Source organism: Caulobacter segnis, from assembly GCF_031454995.1.
Classification (GTDB): domain Bacteria; phylum Pseudomonadota; class Alphaproteobacteria; order Caulobacterales; family Caulobacteraceae; genus Caulobacter; species Caulobacter segnis_E.
In genome coordinates this window covers 14,988-32,313 of the sequence record NZ_JAVDRV010000005.1, presented here as the reverse complement: position 1 = coordinate 32,313, position 17,326 = coordinate 14,988, and the positions used below count along the sequence as shown (strand labels likewise).

The following is a 17,326-nucleotide window of genomic DNA, read 5'->3' as shown; positions in this document are numbered from 1 at the left end:
GCTTCGTTGAGTCGGCGCTAACGGAGAACCGCCCATGGCCGCCGGACGACCCACCTGGCAGGGCCACCTGCGCCTGTCGCTGGTGACCTGCCCCATCGCGCTCTACACCGCCACCGACGCCAGCGGCGACGTGCACTTCAACATGCTGCACAAGAAGACGCACAACCGGATACGGATGATCCCCACCGATCCGGACATCGGGCCCATCGAGCGGTCGGACATCGTCAAGGGCTACGAGTACGAGAAGGGCGAGTACATCGTCGTCACCCAGGACGAGATCGACAGCGTCCGGCTGGAAAGCACCCGCACGATCGACATCGAGCGCTTCGTGCCCGCCGACGACATCGATCGGCTCTATTGGGACAATCCCTACTTCCTGGTCCCCGACGGCAAGCTGGCGGCCGAGGCCTACGGCGTGATCCGCGAGGCCATGACCAAGGCGGGTCAGGTCGCGCTGGGCCGCGTCGTCATGCACCAGCGCGAGCGCCTGCTGGCCATCGAGCCGCGCGAGAACGGCATGGTCGCCTGGTCGCTGCGTTCGAACCGCGAGGTACGCGACGCCGCCAGCCATTTCGACGCCATTCCCGACAAGAAACCCGACGCGGCGATGATCCAGATCGCTCAAAAGATCATCGAGCAGAAGGAAGGCCCGTTCGATCCCGAGCAGTTCAACGACCGCTACGAGGACGCCCTGCGCGCGCTGATCAAGGAAAAGCAGAAGGGCAAGGGCCGCAAGGTCACCGCGCCGGAAGAGCCGGCGGACACCAATGTGGTGGATCTGATGGAAGCCCTGCGGGCCAGCCTCGGCAAGGCGCCGGCCAAGGCCGCCGCCAAGAAGCCGGCGGCGAAGACCGCGCACAAGCCGGCGGCGCGGAAGAAGGCGGGCTAGGTTCCGCGTCGGCTTCAGCCGGGCTTGCCGAGCAGTTCCTTCAGACGCGGCCCAGCCTTGGCGGCCATGGCCTCGCCCACCGCCACGGCGGCGTTAGCCGGGCGGATCATCACCTCGAACTCGCGGATCTTGCCCGCGTCGTCGAAGGAGATGATGTCGATGCCTTTCAGCTTCTTGTCGCCAACGCGCGCGCTGAACTCCAGCACCACGGCGTCTTCGCTCTCCGACCAGAACTGTCGGTGATAGGCGAAGTCCTCGAAGATGGTGCTGACGGTGGAAAGGATGTGCACCAGCGGCTCCACGCCTGGATAGGGTGAAAAGAACGCCGGGGAGCGGAAGACCACGCTCTCGGACGCCAACGGACGAAGGCGATCGAACTCGCGCTTCTCCAACAGGTCGTGCCAAGTCTCCAGCGTTCGCAGCGCCTGCTCACGGGCCATGTCTTCCCCCTCCTGAACCGGCGTTCGAACGCGCCGCTAGAGACACTGTAAAATCCGCGAAGCCACGGTCAACGTCGTGGCTACGATGCGCTAGTCCTTGCCGAGCTTCCTGATCGCCGCCTCCAGGCCCCGCTCGCTTTCCGCGTAGGCGTCCCAGGCGTCGAGAGTCTTCAGCAGGCTCGGCGCTGTGCGGATGTTGAAACGCTTGGGGTCGAGGCCTTTGCGCACCTGGGTCCAGGACACGGGCCAGGACACCGGCGCGCCGGGGCGGCCGCGCGGCGACAGCGGCGCCACCGCCGTGCTCATGCGGTCGTTGCGCAGGTAGTCGAGAAAGATCTTCCCGCCCCGCTCCTTCTTGGACATGTTCAGCAGATAGAGGTCGGGGCTATCGGCGGCCATCTGCGCGCAGACCTCCCGGGCGAAGGCCTTGGCGGCGTCCCAATCCACTTTCGTCGGCTTCAGCGGCGTGACGACGTGCAGGCCCTTGCCGCCGGTCGTCTTGCAGAATGGCGCGAGGCCCAGCGCCTCAAGCCGGTCCCGGATTTCCCGCGCGCCCTCGACCACGGCGTCGAATGACACGTCGGGCGCGGGATCAAGATCGAAGACCAGGCGGCCAGGAATGTCTTGTTCGTTCGGCCGGCAGTTCCACGGATGTAGTTCCGTGGCGCCCCATTGGGCCGCCGCGACCAGGCTCTCGACGGTATTGAAGACGAGGTAGGGCTTGCGGTCGCCGCTGACGACAATCTCGTCGATCAGGGCCGAGACGCCCTTTCCGGAATGGCGCTGGAAAAAGGTCTCGCCGTCGATGCCATCGGGCATGCGGATCACCGAGCAAGGCCGCCCTTTGATGTGCTCCAGCATCCAGTCGCCAACGGCTTCGAAATAGTCGGCGAGGTCGCGCTTGGTCCCCGGCGTCCCGTCGCCCGCGTCGGGCCACAGGGGCTTGTCGGGGTTCGAGATCGCCACGCCCCGCACCGACGCCTTGCCGCCGGCCCGTCGCTTCGGCGCGGCCATCGCCGGCTCGGCCAGTTCGACGTCCTCGGCCGGCGCGGGCGCTTCGGCCTCGACCGCCTGGGCGGGCTTGTCCTCGCGCAGACCCTTGAACGACGCCTGGCGCACCGAGCCGTCTCCCGTGAAGCCGGCGAACTCTATCTCCGCAACGAGCACGGGGTCCACCCAGTGGATATTGGCCCCGCCGCGCGGCGCGCCCTTTCCCGTGAATGGCGAGGTCTTGCGTTCGGCCGCCTTCAGCCTCGGCAGCAACCGGGCGACCTTGTCGCGGCCATAGCCCGTGCCCACGCGCCCCACATGGACGAGATCGCCGTCGCGATAGACGCCGACGATCAGCGAACGGAAGGCGTCACCCGTGGTGGTCCAGCCGCCGATCACCACCTCGTGCCCGGCCCGGCACTTGGACTTGGTCCAGGTTCCGGGCTTGCCGGAGCGGTACGGCGCGTCGAGCTTCTTCGACACCACGCCTTCCAGCGACATCTTGCAGGCGGACCGCAGCACCGCCTCGCCGCCGCTCTTGAAGTGCTCGACGTAGCGGATGCGGTCGCCGTCGGCCGGCAGCAGCGCCTTCAGCCGCGCTTTTCGCTCCGACAGCGGCAGACCGGTCAGGTCCTCGCCGTCGACATGGAGCAGGTCGAAGGCGAAGAAGATCAGGTCGTCGGTCTCCTCCTCGGCCAGGGCCGCCTGCAAACCAGCGAAAGAGGGCGAGCCGTCGGCGTCCAGCGCCACCACCTCGCCGTCGATCAGGGCGTCCGGCAGATGCGAACCATCCTTGATCAGGCGAGGAAACTTCTCGCTCCAGTCCAGGCCCGCGCGGGTACGCAGGGTGGCCTCGCCACCCTCGACGCGCATCTGCATGCGATAGCCATCGAACTTGATCTCATGCGCCCAGTCGGAGCCGCCGGGCGGACGATCGACGAGCTTGCAGAGCTGCGGCGGGATGAAGGCCGGCATGGCGCTCGTCATGGCCGCCTTGGCCGGCTTGCTTGGCGGCTTCGCCTTCGCGGAGGCTTTCGTCTTCCGTCCCTTCGCCGCGCCGGCCCCCTCGGCCGCCGTCTCGGCGGCAGCCTCGGGCGAGCCCTTGGTGTTCCACACCGCGTCCGAGGCGGTGGTCTTCTTTGTCATGAACGGCGTGGGGGCCTTGCCCTTCCCCGCCGCGATGTCCTCCATCGTCCGCCCGGAGGCGATCGAGAAGGCCGCGTCCTCCAGAAAGTCGAGATCGCCTTCGATCGCGAACTCGTCGCGATGCTTGATCAGCAGCCAGTTCTCGCGCTTCCCGCCTGACTTCCCCTTGGCGAACTTGTCGTTGTTGATCCGGACGAGCACATAGCCGCCCTTCATCCGCTCGCCGGCGAAGACCAGTTTGATCTCGCCCTTCTCAAGGCCCTTCTGGAGGTCGAAGCCCGGCTCCGGCGCCCACCAGCCGCGGTCCCACAGCATGACCGTGCCGCCGCCATACTGGCCTTTGGGGATCGTCCCTTCGAAGTCGCCGTAGGCCAGGGGGTGGTCCTCGACGCGCACGGCCAGGCGACGATCATGTGGGTCGCGCGAGGGCCCCTTGGTCACCGCCCACGACAGAAAAACGCCGTCGTGCTCCAGCCGCAGGTCGTAGTGCAGCCGCGTGGCGTCATGTTTCTGGATGACGAAGCGCGCCCGCTCGGACGCGACGACGGCGATCTTGCCCGAGGGCTCGGCCGTCTTTTCGAAGTCGCGCTTGGCCTCGTAGGCCGCGAGCTTGCGCGTCGCCATCCTTGAACGCCTATTCGCCGTCGAAGACCCGCGGACGCTCGTCATCGACATCGCGACCGTCGCCGGGATCCTCGTCCCGCTCCAGCTCAACGATTTCCTCGTCGTCGAGGTCCTCGCCGATCAGCGCGTCATCGTCATCGGCGTCGCCCTCGGCCTGGGTGACGTCCAGGACGTTCGGCAGCTCCTCGAAGGTGCGAAACTCGCCGTCGCGACCGATCACGTCATCGTCCATCGCCTCGGCGCCATCCTGGTCTTCCCATCCGCTATCGACATCGGTCATGGCTGTTCTCCTGTGCTCGCGGGAGGAATGAATGGGATGCGGCGACGTTCCGCCGATGATCAAGGTCCCTATCCTCCGATGGGGAGCGGGACGCTCTTCGGGAAGCCGCGACGCGATTCGTTAGTGGAATCGCCCATGACGCGAAGCGACCCGAAGTCTACTTTTGAGACTAAAATTAACGCTTTTGCCCCGAATGGCCCCGTTCCGGAGGCGACGATTCCGTTAAAAACCCCGCCCCACGGGCGTTTTGCCCCCACAAATCGGCTTTTTAACCTTCCCTAACGGGTGACAAACGCAAAACGCCTGGGCAGGCTCGCATTTCCCTGATTCACAGGACATGAGCTTAGAGATGACGAACGTTTCCGACCTGGTCGACGCCGCTGTCGCCGCTGACGACAAGCTGACCAAGACCCAAGCCAAGGCCATCATCGACGGCGTCTTCAAGTCGATCTCCGACGCCGCCGTGAAGGGCGAAGAAGTCTCGATCCCGGGCTTCGGCAAGTTCAAGGTCCAGGCCAAGCCGGCCCGCACCGGCCGTAACCCCGCCACCGGCGCGACCATCGAGATCGCCGCCAGCAAGAAGGTCGCCTTCACGCCGGCCAAGCAACTGAAGGACGCCGTCAACGGCTAACTCGGTTTGGGAAGCGGATGCCGCGAAGTGTCCGCTTCCCGACGCTTCCCTTCACGCGCGACGTCTCGCCTCATGCCAGCGTCGCGCGTGAAGACTTTCCAGAACAAATCAAGAACGATACCGTGCCACGCATGGCCGTTCTCGATCTCAGGCGCAAGCTCGCCATTCTTTCCGACGCCGCGAAATACGACGCCTCTTGCGCGTCGTCGGGGGCCCGGAAGCGCGACTCCCTGGGCGGGACGGGCGTGGGCTCGACCGAAGGCATGGGCATCTGCCACGCCTACGCTCCGGATGGCCGCTGCATCAGCCTGCTGAAGATCCTGCTGACCAACTTCTGCATCTACGACTGCGCCTACTGCATCAATCGGGTGTCCTCGAACACGTCCCGGGCGCGGTTCTCGGTGAAGGAGGTCGTCGACCTCACCCTGAACTTCTACAAGCGCAACTACATCGAAGGCCTGTTCCTGTCGTCCGGCGTGATCCGCACTGGCGACTACACGATGGAAGAGATGGTCCGGGTGGCCAAGTCGCTACGGCTGAACCACGATTTCCGAGGCTACATCCACCTGAAACTGATCCCCGAGGCCTCGCCCGAGCTCGCGGCCGAGGCCGGGCTCTACGCCGACCGGGTGTCGATCAACATCGAGCTACCGCGCGACGACAGCCTCAAGGCCCTGGCGCCCGAGAAGGACGTCACCGACATCAAGCGGGCCATGGGCCGCATGCGGCTGGCCATCGAGGACAAGGCCGAGCCCGCGCGCAAGGCGGGGCGCCGGACCTTCGCCCGCGGGCAGTCCACCCAGCTGATCGTCGGGGCCGACCAGGCCAGCGACGGCGACATCCTGGCTCGGAGCGCCAACCTGTACGGGTCCTATCGGCTGAGCCGGGTCTACTATTCCGCGTTCAGCCCGATCCCGGACGCCAGTCACCGCCTGCCCCTGGCCCGCCCGCCGCTGCTGCGCGAGCATCGCCTGTACCAGGCCGACTGGCTGATGCGCTTCTACGGCTTCGAGCGGCCCGAGATCGTCGCCGAGGGCGAGGATCTGGATCTCTCCGTCGATCCAAAGACCGCCTGGGCGCTGAGGAACCGGGCGAGCTTCCCCGTCGACATCCACACCGCCGACCGCGAAACCCTGCTGCGCGTCCCCGGCTTGGGCGCGAAGGCCGTGGCGCGCGTCCTGACGGCCCGGAAGGTGGCGCGCCTGACGCTGGATGACCTCAAGCGCGTCGGGGCCGTGGTGAAGCGCGCCAAGGCCTTCGTGGTGACCGCCGACTGGACGCCCGGCGCCTTGACCGACCAGGAGGGCCTGAAGGCGGCTCTGGTTCAGCCCCAGCAGCTGAGCCTGTTCTGATGCGCGTCGCCCGGCTGGCCTGCGAGATCGACTTCGCCGGCTGGCGGTCGGCCGCGCGCGCGCTGCGAGCGGAAGGCGTGGAGCCGCGGGCGGTGGTCTGGACGGTGGAGCGCGAGCTGTTCGATTTGGCCGAGACCGCTCCCGCCGCGCCCGCCAACTTCACCGTCCCCGCCGCCTTCCTCGAGCTCGCCGAGCAGGTGATCCTCCACCGCGCGCCAGATCGCTTCGCCCTGCTCTACCGCATCCTCTGGCGGCTGAAGCGCGAGCCGCGCCTCGTGGAGAACCCGGCCGACGCCGACATGGCCCGCGCGCGCGACATGGCCAAGGCCGTCAGCCGCGCCGCGCACAAGATGAAGGCCTTCGTCCGCTTCCGACTGATCGAGGGCGCGGCGACCGAAACCTACGCGGCCTGGTTCGAGCCGGCCCACCGTGTCACCGAGGCCGTCGCGCCGTTCTTCGTCCGCCGCTTCACCGCCATGGATTGGACGATCCTGACGCCCGACGCTTGCGTCGCCTGGGACGGCGAGCGGTTGCTGGTGTCCGAAGGCGCCGATCCCGCCGACGCGCCGTCCGAGGACGCCCAGGAGGAGCTCTGGCGCACCTACTACGCCTCGATCTTCAACCCGGCCCGGTTGAACCCCAAGCAGATGCGGCAGGAGATGCCGAAACGCTACTGGCGGAACCTGCCGGAAGCCGCGCTCATTCCCGAACTGATCGCCACCGCCCAGGACCGCGCCGCCGCCATGGTCGCCGCCCCGCCTCGCCAGCCGTCGGATCGCGTGCTCAAGGCCGCCCTGCGCCATTCGCGTGACGCCTCGTTCGGCCAAGGCGCGCCGACGACGCTGGAGGAGGTCGAGGCCGGGGTTCAGTTCTGCCGCCGCTGCGAGCTATGGCGCGACGCCACCCAGGGCGTGCCGGGCGAAGGGACTCGCCCCGCGCCGGTGATGTTCGTGGGCGAACAGCCGGGCGATCAGGAGGACCTCGCCGGACGCCCCTTCGTCGGTCCGGCCGGTCAGGTGTTCGACAGAGCCCTGGCCGAGGCGGGCGTGCCCCGCGATCAGACGTTCGTCACCAACGCGGTGAAGCACTTCAAGCATGAGGTTCGGGGCAAGCGGCGACTTCACAAGACCCCCGATCGGGGCGAGGTCACCGCCTGCCGCTGGTGGCTGGACGCAGAGCGCCGGATCGCGCGGCCTCGGGTCATCGTGATGCTGGGCGCGACGGCGGCGCTGGCGGTCATCGGCAAACCCACGCCCATCACCGCCAATCGCGGGAAGGCGCTGCGATTGCCGGATCAGGCCCAGGGCGTGGTGACCTATCACCCCTCGTTCCTGCTCCGCGTTCCCGACGCCGAGGCCAAGGCGAAAGCCCATGCGGAGTTCGTCGAGGATCTGCGGATGGCCGCGGAACTGGCGGGGCTATAGGTCTCCAGCGCTCTCTTCGTCATCCCGGAAGCCTCGCGGAGGCTGTCCGGGAGCCAGGGGTCAAGCGTATCGCGGCCGCCCCTGGCTCCCCGTGTCGGCCACGCCGCCCGAGATGACGAGTGAGTTTCGCCTGGGCGCCGCTAGTGCGCCTTGGCCGCGCCCATTTCGGCCATCAGCTCTTCCTTGCGCGCCTTCATGCGCTCGCCGATCGCCTCGAGGTCCTCGTCGCCCTTCTTGGCCTGGGCGAAGAAGCCGCCGGGCTGCTCCTCTTCCTTGACGTGGTGCTTGATGTACTCGCCCAGCACCTTGACCTTGGCGTCGTAGAATTCCTGGCCGGGCTTCATCGCCTCGATCTCGGCGATCAGCTTCTTGGCGCCGTCGTGCTCGACATAGGCCTCGTCGATCAGGTCGTCCTCGACCTCGCCGCGGCTCTCCGGATAGAGGATCTCTTCCTCGATCTGGGTGTGAACCTTGAGGGCCAGGGCGATCTCGTTGAACAGCGCCAGCTTCTCGGCGTCGCTCTCCAGCTGCTCATATTCGTCGAACATCTTCTCCACCTCTCGGTGGTCCTGCTTGAGCAGTCGGATAGCCAGCGGATCGCGGCGACCGGTGCGGCGGGTCGCCTTGCGGGCCTTGGTCTTGCCAGTCGCTTTTTGGGTGGACGAGCTCTTGGTGGCGGCGGCCATGTGAATCTCCTGGATAATCCCGACCGCCAACCAACACGCGCGCCACGCTCGACGTTCCGGCGTCGCCGAAGTCTCACATGCGAGGCATATGCAGGAGGGCCTAGCCGGGTCGGGACGGTCCCGCCAGCACCGCGTCCAACTCGGCCGCCAACGCCTCGATCCGGTAGGGCTTGACCAGCACCCGCCGCCCCTCCTTGCTCGCCGCCGCGGCGGCGGCGCTATAGCCGGTGGTCAGCACCACCGGCAGGTCGGGGCGCAGGCGGGAGATGTCGCGCGCGAGGTCCAGGCCGCCGATATCGCCTGGCATGACCATGTCGCTGAACACGAGCTGGAAGCCAGGATCGGCCCTCAGCGCCTCCAGCGCGCTGGCGCCATCGCCGACCCGCCTCACCTCGTAGCCGAGCTCGCGCAGCATTTCCTCGACCAGATGGGCGACGCTGTCGTCGTCCTCCACCAGCAGCACGCGCTGACGCACTCCCTCCAACAGAGGCGGTCTCGCCGCGATGGGCGCGGGCGCCAGCAGCGCCTTTGTGGAGCGCGGAATGCGCAGCCAGACGGTGGTCCCCTCGCCCAGCACGCTGTCGACGCCCACCTCGCCGCCGGAGGCGCGCGCGAAGCCGTAGACCTGGGAGAGCCCCAGCCCCGTGCCCTTGCCGACCGCCTTGGTGGTGAAGAACGGCTCGAACAGCCGGCTGATCATGTCCGGAGCGACGCCGACGCCGGTGTCGCGGATCGCTAGCCGCACCATGTCGCCGACGCCATCGGGGCGACCAGAGAGCTCGTTGCGCGCCTCGATGGTGATCGTCCCGCCGTCCGGCATGGCGTCGCGGGCGTTGATGGCGATGTTCAACACCGCGACCTCCAGCTGCGAGGCGTCGACCTCCACCCGCCAGAGGTCCGGCGGCAACCGCATCCGCACCGTGATGTCCTCGCGCAGGGAGCGATCCAGGATGGCGAGCATGCCCGAAAGGCGCTGCCCGATATCGACCACCTCGGGCTTGAGGGGGGAGCGGCGCGAGAAGGCCAGCAGCTGCTGGGTCAGGCTGGCGCCGCGGTCGATGGCCTGCCGGATGCCGTCCCTCAGGCGGTCTCGCCGGGCCGGATCGGACGTGCGCTCCAAAAGGTCGAGGCCACTGGAGGCGACCATCAAAAGATTGTTGAAGTCGTGGGCGACGCCGCCGGTGAGCTGGCCCATGGCCTCCATCTTTTGCGATTGGCGCAGCGCGTCCTCGGCCTTCTCGCGTTCGCGGATTTCGGCCTTCAGCTTTCGATAGGCCTCGGCCTCGCGAGCGCTGGCGGCGCCCAGCACGGCGACCAGCAGAGCCGCCATCACGATCAGCAGAGCGAAACCCGCGTAGCGCATGACACGGCGCGTCGGGGACTCCAGCACCGTCCGCAGGTAAACCGAGCCCAATACGGTGTCGCCCTCCGTCACCGGGGCCGTGAGCACCAACCGCGCTCCGGCGATCCGGGGCGGGCCAAGCGAGTTGCGAGCGGGCGGCGGCGCGCCCTCGCGGGTGTACCCCGCGGCGAGGGCGCCTTGCATGTCATAGGCCCCCACGGCCTCGACGTCGGGATTGGAGCTTTGGGCCCCAACATATTCGCGGGCGGCGGAGCGGTCGTCGAAGGCCAGCGGGGCGGCCATGCTGCCGGCCAGGATGCGCAGCTGCACCTCGGCCTGCCGAAGCTTCTCCTGCTGGCCGAGGCGCTCGTTGTAGACGGCCATGGCGAAGGCGGCGACGACGATGGCCACGGCCAGTCCCACCGCCATCGAGACGGTAAGGGCTGGTCGCCAGCGACGGCGTGGGATCGCCGTCTCGCTCATCGATCGGCGCCCGCGCGGGGCGCGGAGAGCGACAGCAGCTTGGAGCTCACCGTCAACCCCTCGGCCTGGGCGGCGTCGGCGCTGATCTCGAACCGGGCGCGCCCCGCGACGGTCACGAACTGGATCATCGCGCCGGAGACGTCCAGCCCTTCGTCGACGACGGTCAGCACGGGGCGGCCCGCGACGGCGGCCAACATCTCACGCGGCGCCTGGCCCCGCGCGACCGAGACGAACAGCAGATGGCAGTCGGCGGCCTTGGGCACGACCGGCAGCCGCGCGACCGTCATCGGATGATCGCCCACGCGCCCGGCGCTCGCTAGGCGGTCGATGATCGGACCGAACGGATCACGGCCGCCGATGCACAGGCGAAAGGGACTGTCGGGCGCCTCGAACGCGCCGTCCGGCCAGGCGACGAAAGCCGGGAACTTGACGAGGTGGCTGGCCTTCACCGCGTTGGAGCCGTGAGGCTGGTGCCGCTCATGCGTCTCGTGCCCGCCCTCCTGGGCCCGGGCGGCGGCGGCGATCAGGCAAAGCGCGATTCCCGCCGCGGCCCCGAATCGGCGCGACTGAAAACGCCCTTCTCGCGTCAAACGCGGGCCGCTGGGCGGAATGCCCGAAACCATACGCCAGTCCCCTCCACGCGCTCGCGACGCCAGCCCGGGGCGACCCAGAACGTCAACGACTTCATCGTTGATCCTGTTCGCGGCCACCCCGGGGGTCCAGCCTCGAATGATCGGCCCGAACTTGCCAAGCTCCAAGCCTCGCCGTTCGATCCCATTCCCATGACATTTTGGAGGCCAAGCGGCGCCGGAGGCCCAAAAAGCAAAAAGCCCGGGTCGGAACCCGGGCTTTTCAAAGGCTTGCGATGGTACCAGCTCTCGGGCTCGAACCGAGGACCTCTAGATCCACAATCTAGCGCTCTAACCAACTGAGCTAAGCCGGCTCATCGCGAGGCGTTGTCTTTAGTGAAATCGCCCCGCGGGATCAAGCGTCCATCCAGCGGTTTTCGTCAGGAAAACGTCCCGAGGCCAACCGCCAGGCCAAAGAAAACGCCCCGGAGCCGAAACTCCGGGGCGCTTCCTCGTTTTGGACTGGATCCAGGTCCTATTGCGGGACTTGGAACACCAGCGGGACGGTCACCTGGCCACCATCGACGGGCGCGCCGTCGAGGGTCTTGGGCTTCATCCGGAACAGGCGCGCCAGACGCAGAGCCGCGTCGCCGAAGCCCATGTCCGCCGGGGTCTCGGAGACCACCGAGCAGCTTTCCAGCGTGCCCTTCGCCGTGACGGTGCACGAGATCGTCGCCTTGCCGCTGACTTCCATCCGCTGAGCGCGGTCGGGGAAGTAGCGGGCCATGTCGTCCGCGCTGGGCTTACGGGCCCAGTCAGGACGGGTCACGACCGAGGCGCGAGCCGGCGGGTTCGTCGGCACCGGCGGAGCCTGCGAGATGACCGGCGGAGCGGTCGTCTCGACCCGCTTTTCAACGGGCGGGATCGGCAGCGGCGGCGGCGGCGTCACGTCCGGCGGCGGAGCCACCGGGGGACGCGGCTGGACCACGGCCGGAGGCGGCGGCGGTTCGTTGGTCGGCGGCGGCGGCGGAGGAGGCGGCGGAGGCGGCGGCGGAGGCGGAGGCAGCTCCACATCCACGGCTTCGTCCGAATACTCCTGGAACACCGCTTCGAACTTCTGCTTCGCGAGGTAGGCGAAGAGGAGCGCGTGCAGACCAACCACGACGGTCAGGGAGACGCCGAGCGGCCCCAGTCCCTTCTTGCGACGCGGACCGTCCGAGGTGAGCGGATCGTAGTGGCGATGCTCGGGCGTTTGTTGTTCAGCCATGCAGCACCCCTACTTAGCTATCATCCCGTCCAACGAGAGCCACGCTGTAGAAGCCGTTATCCTGGAGAGTGTTCATCACCTCCATGAAAGCCCCGTAGCGAACCTTTTCGTCGGCCCGGATGAAAATGCGCTCCTTGGTCGGATCACGGCGCCCCATGCCCTTCACGATGTCCTGACCCATCTCGTCGATGGAGGTCGGGTTGTCACCGATGTAGAGCTGCCCGGATTGCTTGATCGTGATGTAAACCGGCTTCGGCGGGTTGGGAGTTGCTTTCGCCACCGCCGCGGGCAGGTTCACTTCGACCGACACGGAGGCGAGCGGAGCCGCCACCATGAAGATGATCAGGAGAACCAGCATGACGTCCACGAAGGGCGTGACGTTGATCTCACTGTTCTGTTCGACGTTGAACCTGTCGCCCCCACCGCCTGAGAGTTTGGCGGCCATGGGTGTTACGCCCCCTTGTCGAGCTGACGCGAGATGGCGTTCATCAGTTCAGCAACGAAGCCTTCCGAGCGAGTGCCGTAACCCGAGATGCGGGTCTGGAAGTAGTTGTAGAAGATAACGGCCGGGATAGCGGCGAAGAGGCCGATACCGGTGGCGAGCAGGGCTTCAGCGATACCCGGCGCCACGACGGCGAGGTTGGTCGTGTTGGTGTTCGCGATACCGATGAACGACGTCATGATGCCGTAAACCGTACCGAACAGACCGATGAACGGACCGGCCGAACCGACCGAGGCCAGGAACACCATGCCGCCCGACAGGCGCTTGGCCAGCGAGGCTTGCACCGCGTTGATGGCGTAGGTGGCGCGAGCCAGGGTCGAGTCACGGTGCTCGCCGGCGACTTGCAGGCCAGCTTGACGCGACAGTTCAACTTCCTGCGAGGCGGCGGCGGCCATGTCGGCCATCGGGTTGCCTTCGAATTCTTCCGACGAGCTGATGCGCGCGATGTCGGCGATCGAGCGAGCGCCGCGGAAGGCTTCCAGGAACTTGTCCGACTGCTTGTTCAGGCCGGCGAACTCGAAAATCTTGGTGAGCAGCAGCACCCACGAGAAGACCGAGGCCAGGATCAGGCCGATCATGACGACCTTAACGACGGCGCCGGCGGCCAGGAACATGCCGACCGGGGTCAGCGAGTGAGAGGCCTTCTTCTCGCCGCCTTCTTCGGCGGGAGCGGCTTCCGGAGCGGGCGCCGCGGCGGCGTCAGCGGCCGGAGCGGCCGGAGCGGTGGCTTCCGAAGTCGCGGGGGCCGGAGCCGCGGCGTCTTGGGCAAAAGCCGGGGCGCTCGCCATCAGCGCAACGGCGCCGACGAGAGCGATGAGGGGGGTCTTCCGTTTAATGTCGAGCATCTGTCGCCAGTTCCTGATTGGTCTAGCACGTTTGGACCGAGGGTCGTCGCGCGAGAGCGTCTCCACCCTAACTCTGAATAGCCCGTTCCTAGGATTGATTTCTCTCCCCTCGGGACGGACCCGCTTCGCTGCGCTCGACCCGTTACGCCCCTCAACGAGGACTAGGCCTCCAGAAGGATCGTTTCGAAGCGCGTGCGACCGACGCCCCTCTGAAGGGGCTCCGGTCTTACCGCAATGTTAGAATTGCGGCTGTGGTCCTTTGGCAACCCCTTTTCGCACCGTCAAGGGGCTCGTTTGGGCACAAAATCGTCGTACTTCCCTGGCGACCCCGCCATTTACCGCGACGCACAAAGGACTTTTCGGGAAAACGGGGCGTTTTTCCCCTGACAAGAAGATTAGCGATGCTGCACTGCAGCAAGGCAACAAAACAATGGTCGATGAGGCAAGGCGCCCGCCGACTTGGCAGATGGCGGTGTTGGCGGGCGATCAAAACCTCGCCCCAGAGCGAAGACACCACGCTTGGCCGGGCAAAGCGGCGCCATGAAAATCCGTCAAACGCGGCGGTGAAGTTTAGGAGGGAGGTGGTGCCTGGGGCCGGAATCGAACCAGCGACACGCGGATTTTCAATCCGCTGCTCTACCAACTGAGCTACCCAGGCATCTGCGCTTGGCGGTCCGAAACCGCCCCGGCGACCTCGCCGTGAAGCGAGGAGCCGGGTCTATAGAGAAGGCGCGCGGCGAAGTCCAGCGCCCTTTTATCATTCCCTGTTGATGGCTTCCGAGGACGGATTCTCGTCGGAGTCCTCGCCGCCCGGAACGACGTATCGGTCGCTCAGCCACCGCTGCAGGTCGACGTCCGCGCAACGCTTGGAACAGAAGGGGCGGAAAGCCTTTTCGACCGGCTTGCCGCAAATAGGGCATCCCGTGCTCATGCGGCGAACACCTCCATGCGGTCATCGGGCCAATTGGTCATGGGTTCGATGGCGAAACGGCGCCCGAGACGCTCGGCGACGCCCCCGTCCAGCTCGGCGACGAAGGCCTCGGCCACGGCGGGCGAGCAGCGGGCCGTCAAGCGCGCGCCCCCCTGCGCCCTGCCCTCGCGCTCCAGCGCGCGCGCCAACCGGCGAGCCTGATGACGAGGATTCGGGGCGCCCGTTGGCGTCAGGAGGCGATCTAGGATCGGCGGCGCGCGGCGCGGCACGATCATCTCCAGCGTGCCGAACTTGCTGATCGCGCCCACGCCGACTCCGGGATTGTCGGCCGCGAAGGCGTTGCGAGCCGCCGTGGTCAGCGCCTGGCCGTCGTGGCCGCGACCGACCAGGTCGAAGACGATGATTCCCCCGAGCCCCTTGAGGCGTAGCACGCGCGCCGCGACGCTGAGCGCCGCCATGTTGGCTTGCCGCGCGGCGCGTTTCGAATCGGAAGCCTCGCGCGCGCCGAGATCGACATCGACGGCGGTCAGGGCCCGCGTCGGCTCGACGGCGATGTCGCCGCCGCCCGGAAGGGCGAAGATCGTGGCCAGGGCGTCGGCCTCGGCCTCCTCCACCGCTTGCAAGGCCTTGTCGCCGGTCGTCGGCGAGCCCGCCTTCACGGATTGCCGAAGACGCTCCTCGACGGTCGGCGCGGCGGCCAGCACGTGCGGCTCGCCCTCGCCTTCCGCCACGAAGCGGGCGACGGCGGCCTTGCCCTGGCGCGAGGCGGTCTTGATCTCGATCTCGACGAGGCCGCCCTCGACGAGCTTGGGCATGTCGGGCCGCAGCGGCAGGATCACGTCCTGGCCGCCTGGCAAGGCGACGAAGGCCGAGGCGAAGGTCTTCTCGATCTTCTTCACCCGCGCGACGCCGCTCACGCCCTCGGCGTCCAGCGGATCGTCCGTGGGCCAGGAGACGAACAGGCGCTCGGGACGACCGTCCAGGGTGACGACCCCGACGGTCTCGCCGACGCCCTTGTAAAGATAGGCCCGTCTCTCGCTCATGATTTGGCGCTCATGATTTGGCGCTCATCCGCGATAGCCCAGGCCGGAGAGCAGGTTCAGCGTCTCGTAGAGGGGCAGGCCCACCACGCTGGGATAAGAACCTTGCAGGTCGGTGATGAACCCGCCGGCCAGGCCCTGGACACCGTAACCGCCCGCCTTGCCCTTCCACTGGCCGCTGGCGACATAGCCGTCGCGCTCGGCGTCCGAGAGGCGCTTGAAGCCGACCTTGGTCTCGACCAGGCGCGAGCCCTGGCGGCCATCCGGCGCGATCAGGGCCACGCCGGTTAACACCTTGTGGTTCCGCCCAGACAGCAACTTGAGACAGTAGAGAACGTCGGCCTCGATCTCGGCCTTGGGCAGGATGCGACGGCCGACGGCCACCACGGTGTCGGCGGCCAGGACAAAGTCGCCTGGCGCCCGGACGGCGACGGCGCGCGCCTTCTCCACCGCCAAGCGCAGGGCATGGCGGCGCGGAGTCTCGTCGAGCAGCGGGGTCTCGTCGATGTCGGCGGGATCGACCCGGTCGGGCGTGACGCCGACCTGGGCCAGCAGGTCGAGGCGCCGGGGGCTCGCGCTGGCCAGCACCAGCGCCGGCTGGGCGGCCGTCGTCTGAGCCATCGGCGTCTTACTTGAAGCGGTAGGTGATACGGCCCTTGGTCAGGTCGTAGGGGGTCATTTCGACCAGGACCTTGTCGCCGGCCAGGACGCGGATGCGGTTCTTGCGCATCTTGCCGGCGGTGTGGGCGATGATCTCGTGATCGTTTTCCAGCTTCACGCGGAACGTGGCGTTGGGCAGCAATTCGCTGACCGTGCCGGGAAACTCGAGCAGTTCTTCCTTAGCCATCAGGCCTCTCAAAGGGACGAATCGGATTGCCGCGAAGACGAGGGTCCTCGCGGCGAGGCGCCTCTATAACGCAATTACCCCCCAAACGTCGATGGCGCGCCGAAACGTTGCTTGATGGCGCCCGCGAGGGCGTCTCGGACCTCGCGATAGGCCTCCATCCGAGCCTCGCGCGAGCCATCGACAAGGGTGGGATCGTGGGTCGGCCAGTACTCGATCTCGACGGCTCGGTCTCGGGACAGCTCGACCGCCCGGTGCTGCGCCTCGGGTGTCAGCGAAACCACGACGTCGAAGCTGCCGTCCTCGAGTTCGGCGAAGGTCTTGGGCTTGTGGTCGGAGACGTCGAGGCCCAGCTCATCCATCACCGCCACGACGAACGGGTCGACACCCTCGCCCGTCGGATCGCCTTTCAGCCCACAAGAATCGACGAAGGCCCGCTTGCCGTAGAAGCGCTTGAACAGCCCCTCGGCCATCGGCGAGCGCACGCGGTTGTAGTTGCAGGCGAACAGCACCGCGTCGGGCAGCGAGTCGGGCACTGGCGCTATCCCCGCCAGTGCAGGGCGCAGATCAGGGTGAAGAGCCGCCGGGCGGTGTCGAGGTCGGTCTTCACCTTGCCCTCCAGCCGCTCGCGCAGCAGGTTCGATCCTTCGTTGTGCAGGCCGCGCCGGCCCATGTCCAAGGCCTCGATCTGCTGCGGCGTCGAATTGCGGATCGCCGCGTAATAGCTGTCGCAGATCAGGAAGTAGTCCTTGATCACGCCCCGGAACGGCGACAGCGACAGCAGGTGGCGCCGTGCATAGCCCGGCCCGACGATGTCGAACGCGAGGCGATTCTCGATCAGCGACAGCTTGACGTCATACGGCCCGCCCTGGGCCTCGGCCGGCTCGAAGTAGTTTCCGTCCAGCAGATCGAAGATCGCGACCTGACGCTCCTGCTCCTGGTCGCGTGAAACGGCCGCGAGACTCTGCTCGTCGATCTCGATCGATTGGATCCGTTGGCGGGCGCGGTCGTCTGGCGGGCTCATCTGGCGCGGGAGGTTCG

General features: G+C 67.3%; 18 protein-coding genes, 2 tRNA genes and 1 pseudogene. 4 read left to right on the top strand and 17 right to left on the bottom strand.

Features of this window, described 5'->3' with window-relative positions; all coding sequences use genetic code 11:
* The first annotated feature begins 34 nt into the window (after positions 1–34).
* Positions 35–889 carry a non-homologous end joining protein Ku gene (gene ku / locus J2728_RS16040; protein WP_310000740.1) on the top strand — a complete coding sequence of 285 codons (855 nt, stop codon included), beginning with the start codon at positions 35–37 and terminating at the stop codon, positions 887–889.
* A 14-nt stretch (positions 890–903) separates the two neighbouring features.
* Here ku and J2728_RS16035 read toward each other — a convergent pair whose 3' ends face one another.
* The 3 genes from J2728_RS16035 to J2728_RS16025 form a co-directional block, all read right to left on the bottom strand.
* Entirely contained in the window at positions 904–1,329 is a 426-nt protein-coding gene (locus J2728_RS16035; protein ID WP_310000739.1) for a nuclear transport factor 2 family protein, read from the bottom strand.
* Between the two features lie 90 nt (positions 1,330–1,419).
* Positions 1,420–4,089, bottom strand: coding sequence for a DNA ligase D (gene ligD / locus J2728_RS16030; RefSeq protein WP_310000738.1), 2,670 nt, complete (start codon positions 4,087–4,089; stop codon positions 1,420–1,422).
* A gap of 10 nt (positions 4,090–4,099) precedes the next feature.
* Complete coding sequence (locus J2728_RS16025) at positions 4,100–4,369, bottom strand: hypothetical protein (protein ID WP_310000737.1); 270 nt, start codon at positions 4,367–4,369, stop codon at positions 4,100–4,102.
* A gap of 349 nt (positions 4,370–4,718) precedes the next feature.
* On the opposite strand from J2728_RS16025, the gene J2728_RS16020 reads away from it, so the two are divergent.
* From J2728_RS16020 to J2728_RS16010, 3 genes are all read left to right on the top strand, one after another.
* Positions 4,719–5,000 (top strand): HU family DNA-binding protein, encoded by a 282-nt coding sequence (locus tag J2728_RS16020; RefSeq protein ID WP_066682603.1) that lies wholly within the window; start codon positions 4,719–4,721, stop codon positions 4,998–5,000.
* Positions 5,001–5,131: 131 nt separating this feature from the next.
* Positions 5,132–6,352, top strand: coding sequence for a putative DNA modification/repair radical SAM protein (locus J2728_RS16015; protein ID WP_404979778.1), 1,221 nt, complete (start codon positions 5,132–5,134; stop codon positions 6,350–6,352).
* Entirely contained in the window at positions 6,352–7,776 is a 1,425-nt protein-coding gene (locus tag J2728_RS16010) for a UdgX family uracil-DNA binding protein (protein ID WP_310000734.1), read from the top strand. Before J2728_RS16015 ends, J2728_RS16010 begins: the two co-directional genes overlap by 1 nt.
* Before the next feature lie 140 nt (positions 7,777–7,916).
* Here J2728_RS16010 and J2728_RS16005 read toward each other — a convergent pair whose 3' ends face one another.
* From J2728_RS16005 to J2728_RS15940, 14 genes and pseudogenes are all read right to left on the bottom strand, one after another.
* Positions 7,917–8,462, bottom strand: a complete 546-nt coding sequence (locus J2728_RS16005) for a hemerythrin domain-containing protein (protein ID WP_310000732.1) — start codon at positions 8,460–8,462, stop codon at positions 7,917–7,919.
* 100 nt (positions 8,463–8,562) lie between these two features.
* The gene (locus J2728_RS16000) at positions 8,563–10,287 is read right to left on the bottom strand and encodes an ATP-binding protein (RefSeq protein ID WP_310000730.1); all 1,725 of its coding nucleotides are present in this window, start codon (positions 10,285–10,287) and stop codon (positions 8,563–8,565) included.
* Positions 10,284–10,910 carry a YfiR family protein gene (locus tag J2728_RS15995; protein WP_310000729.1) on the bottom strand — a complete coding sequence of 209 codons (627 nt, stop codon included), beginning with the start codon at positions 10,908–10,910 and terminating at the stop codon, positions 10,284–10,286. Before J2728_RS15995 ends, J2728_RS16000 begins: the two co-directional genes overlap by 4 nt.
* A 243-nt stretch (positions 10,911–11,153) precedes the next feature.
* Positions 11,154–11,230, bottom strand: a tRNA-His gene (locus tag J2728_RS15990).
* A 161-nt stretch (positions 11,231–11,391) separates the two neighbouring features.
* Positions 11,392–12,123: an energy transducer TonB gene (locus J2728_RS15985; RefSeq protein WP_310000727.1), complete on the bottom strand. Its 732-nt coding sequence runs from the start codon at positions 12,121–12,123 to the stop codon at positions 11,392–11,394.
* A gap of 13 nt (positions 12,124–12,136) precedes the next feature.
* Positions 12,137–12,568 (bottom strand): biopolymer transporter ExbD, encoded by a 432-nt coding sequence (locus tag J2728_RS15980; protein ID WP_310000726.1) that lies wholly within the window; start codon positions 12,566–12,568, stop codon positions 12,137–12,139.
* 5 nt (positions 12,569–12,573) lie between these two features.
* Positions 12,574–13,470, bottom strand: coding sequence for a MotA/TolQ/ExbB proton channel family protein (locus J2728_RS15975; protein ID WP_310000724.1), 897 nt, complete (start codon positions 13,468–13,470; stop codon positions 12,574–12,576).
* Between the two features lie 582 nt (positions 13,471–14,052).
* Positions 14,053–14,128: transfer RNA gene (locus tag J2728_RS15970), tRNA-Phe, on the bottom strand.
* Positions 14,129–14,227: 99 nt separating this feature from the next.
* Positions 14,228–14,401, bottom strand: coding sequence for a DNA gyrase inhibitor YacG (locus J2728_RS15965; protein WP_310000723.1), 174 nt, complete (start codon positions 14,399–14,401; stop codon positions 14,228–14,230).
* Positions 14,398–15,458, bottom strand: a pseudogene (locus J2728_RS15960) (ribonuclease E/G). Before J2728_RS15960 ends, J2728_RS15965 begins: the two are co-directional and overlap by 4 nt.
* 10 nt (positions 15,459–15,468) lie before the next feature.
* A complete protein-coding gene (locus J2728_RS15955; RefSeq protein ID WP_310000720.1) occupies positions 15,469–16,062 on the bottom strand; it encodes a Maf family nucleotide pyrophosphatase in 594 nt (197 codons plus the stop codon).
* Positions 16,063–16,069: 7 nt separating this feature from the next.
* Entirely contained in the window at positions 16,070–16,288 is a 219-nt protein-coding gene (gene infA, locus J2728_RS15950) for a translation initiation factor IF-1 (protein ID WP_004617696.1), read from the bottom strand.
* 74 nt (positions 16,289–16,362) lie between these two features.
* Positions 16,363–16,821, bottom strand: coding sequence for an arsenate reductase/protein-tyrosine-phosphatase family protein (locus J2728_RS15945; protein ID WP_310000700.1), 459 nt, complete (start codon positions 16,819–16,821; stop codon positions 16,363–16,365).
* Positions 16,822–16,826: 5 nt separating this feature from the next.
* Positions 16,827–17,309, bottom strand: coding sequence for a UPF0262 family protein (locus J2728_RS15940; RefSeq protein ID WP_310000699.1), 483 nt, complete (start codon positions 17,307–17,309; stop codon positions 16,827–16,829).
* Positions 17,310–17,326 lie beyond the last annotated feature (17 nt).

Excerpts from the sequence above, each read along its gene's own strand:
- ku (WP_310000740.1), top strand. The coding sequence starts at position 35 with ATGGCCGCCGGACGACCCACCTGGCAGGGCCACCTGCGCCTGTCGCTG.
- J2728_RS16035 (WP_310000739.1), bottom strand. The coding sequence starts at position 1,329 with ATGGCCCGTGAGCAGGCGCTGCGAACGCTGGAGACTTGGCACGACCTG.
- ligD (WP_310000738.1), bottom strand. The coding sequence starts at position 4,089 with ATGGCGACGCGCAAGCTCGCGGCCTACGAGGCCAAGCGCGACTTCGAA.
- J2728_RS16025 (WP_310000737.1), bottom strand. The coding sequence starts at position 4,369 with ATGACCGATGTCGATAGCGGATGGGAAGACCAGGATGGCGCCGAGGCG.
- J2728_RS16020 (WP_066682603.1), top strand. The coding sequence starts at position 4,719 with ATGACGAACGTTTCCGACCTGGTCGACGCCGCTGTCGCCGCTGACGAC.
- J2728_RS16015 (WP_404979778.1), top strand. The coding sequence starts at position 5,132 with ATGGCCGTTCTCGATCTCAGGCGCAAGCTCGCCATTCTTTCCGACGCC.
- J2728_RS16010 (WP_310000734.1), top strand. The coding sequence starts at position 6,352 with ATGCGCGTCGCCCGGCTGGCCTGCGAGATCGACTTCGCCGGCTGGCGG.
- J2728_RS16005 (WP_310000732.1), bottom strand. The coding sequence starts at position 8,462 with ATGGCCGCCGCCACCAAGAGCTCGTCCACCCAAAAAGCGACTGGCAAG.
- J2728_RS16000 (WP_310000730.1), bottom strand. The coding sequence starts at position 10,287 with ATGAGCGAGACGGCGATCCCACGCCGTCGCTGGCGACCAGCCCTTACC.
- J2728_RS15995 (WP_310000729.1), bottom strand. The coding sequence starts at position 10,910 with ATGGTTTCGGGCATTCCGCCCAGCGGCCCGCGTTTGACGCGAGAAGGG.
- J2728_RS15985 (WP_310000727.1), bottom strand. The coding sequence starts at position 12,123 with ATGGCTGAACAACAAACGCCCGAGCATCGCCACTACGATCCGCTCACC.
- J2728_RS15980 (WP_310000726.1), bottom strand. The coding sequence starts at position 12,568 with ATGGCCGCCAAACTCTCAGGCGGTGGGGGCGACAGGTTCAACGTCGAA.
- J2728_RS15975 (WP_310000724.1), bottom strand. The coding sequence starts at position 13,470 with ATGCTCGACATTAAACGGAAGACCCCCCTCATCGCTCTCGTCGGCGCC.
- J2728_RS15965 (WP_310000723.1), bottom strand. The coding sequence starts at position 14,401 with ATGAGCACGGGATGCCCTATTTGCGGCAAGCCGGTCGAAAAGGCTTTC.
- J2728_RS15955 (WP_310000720.1), bottom strand. The coding sequence starts at position 16,062 with ATGGCTCAGACGACGGCCGCCCAGCCGGCGCTGGTGCTGGCCAGCGCG.
- infA (WP_004617696.1), bottom strand. The coding sequence starts at position 16,288 with ATGGCTAAGGAAGAACTGCTCGAGTTTCCCGGCACGGTCAGCGAATTG.
- J2728_RS15940 (WP_310000699.1), bottom strand. The coding sequence starts at position 17,309 with ATGAGCCCGCCAGACGACCGCGCCCGCCAACGGATCCAATCGATCGAG.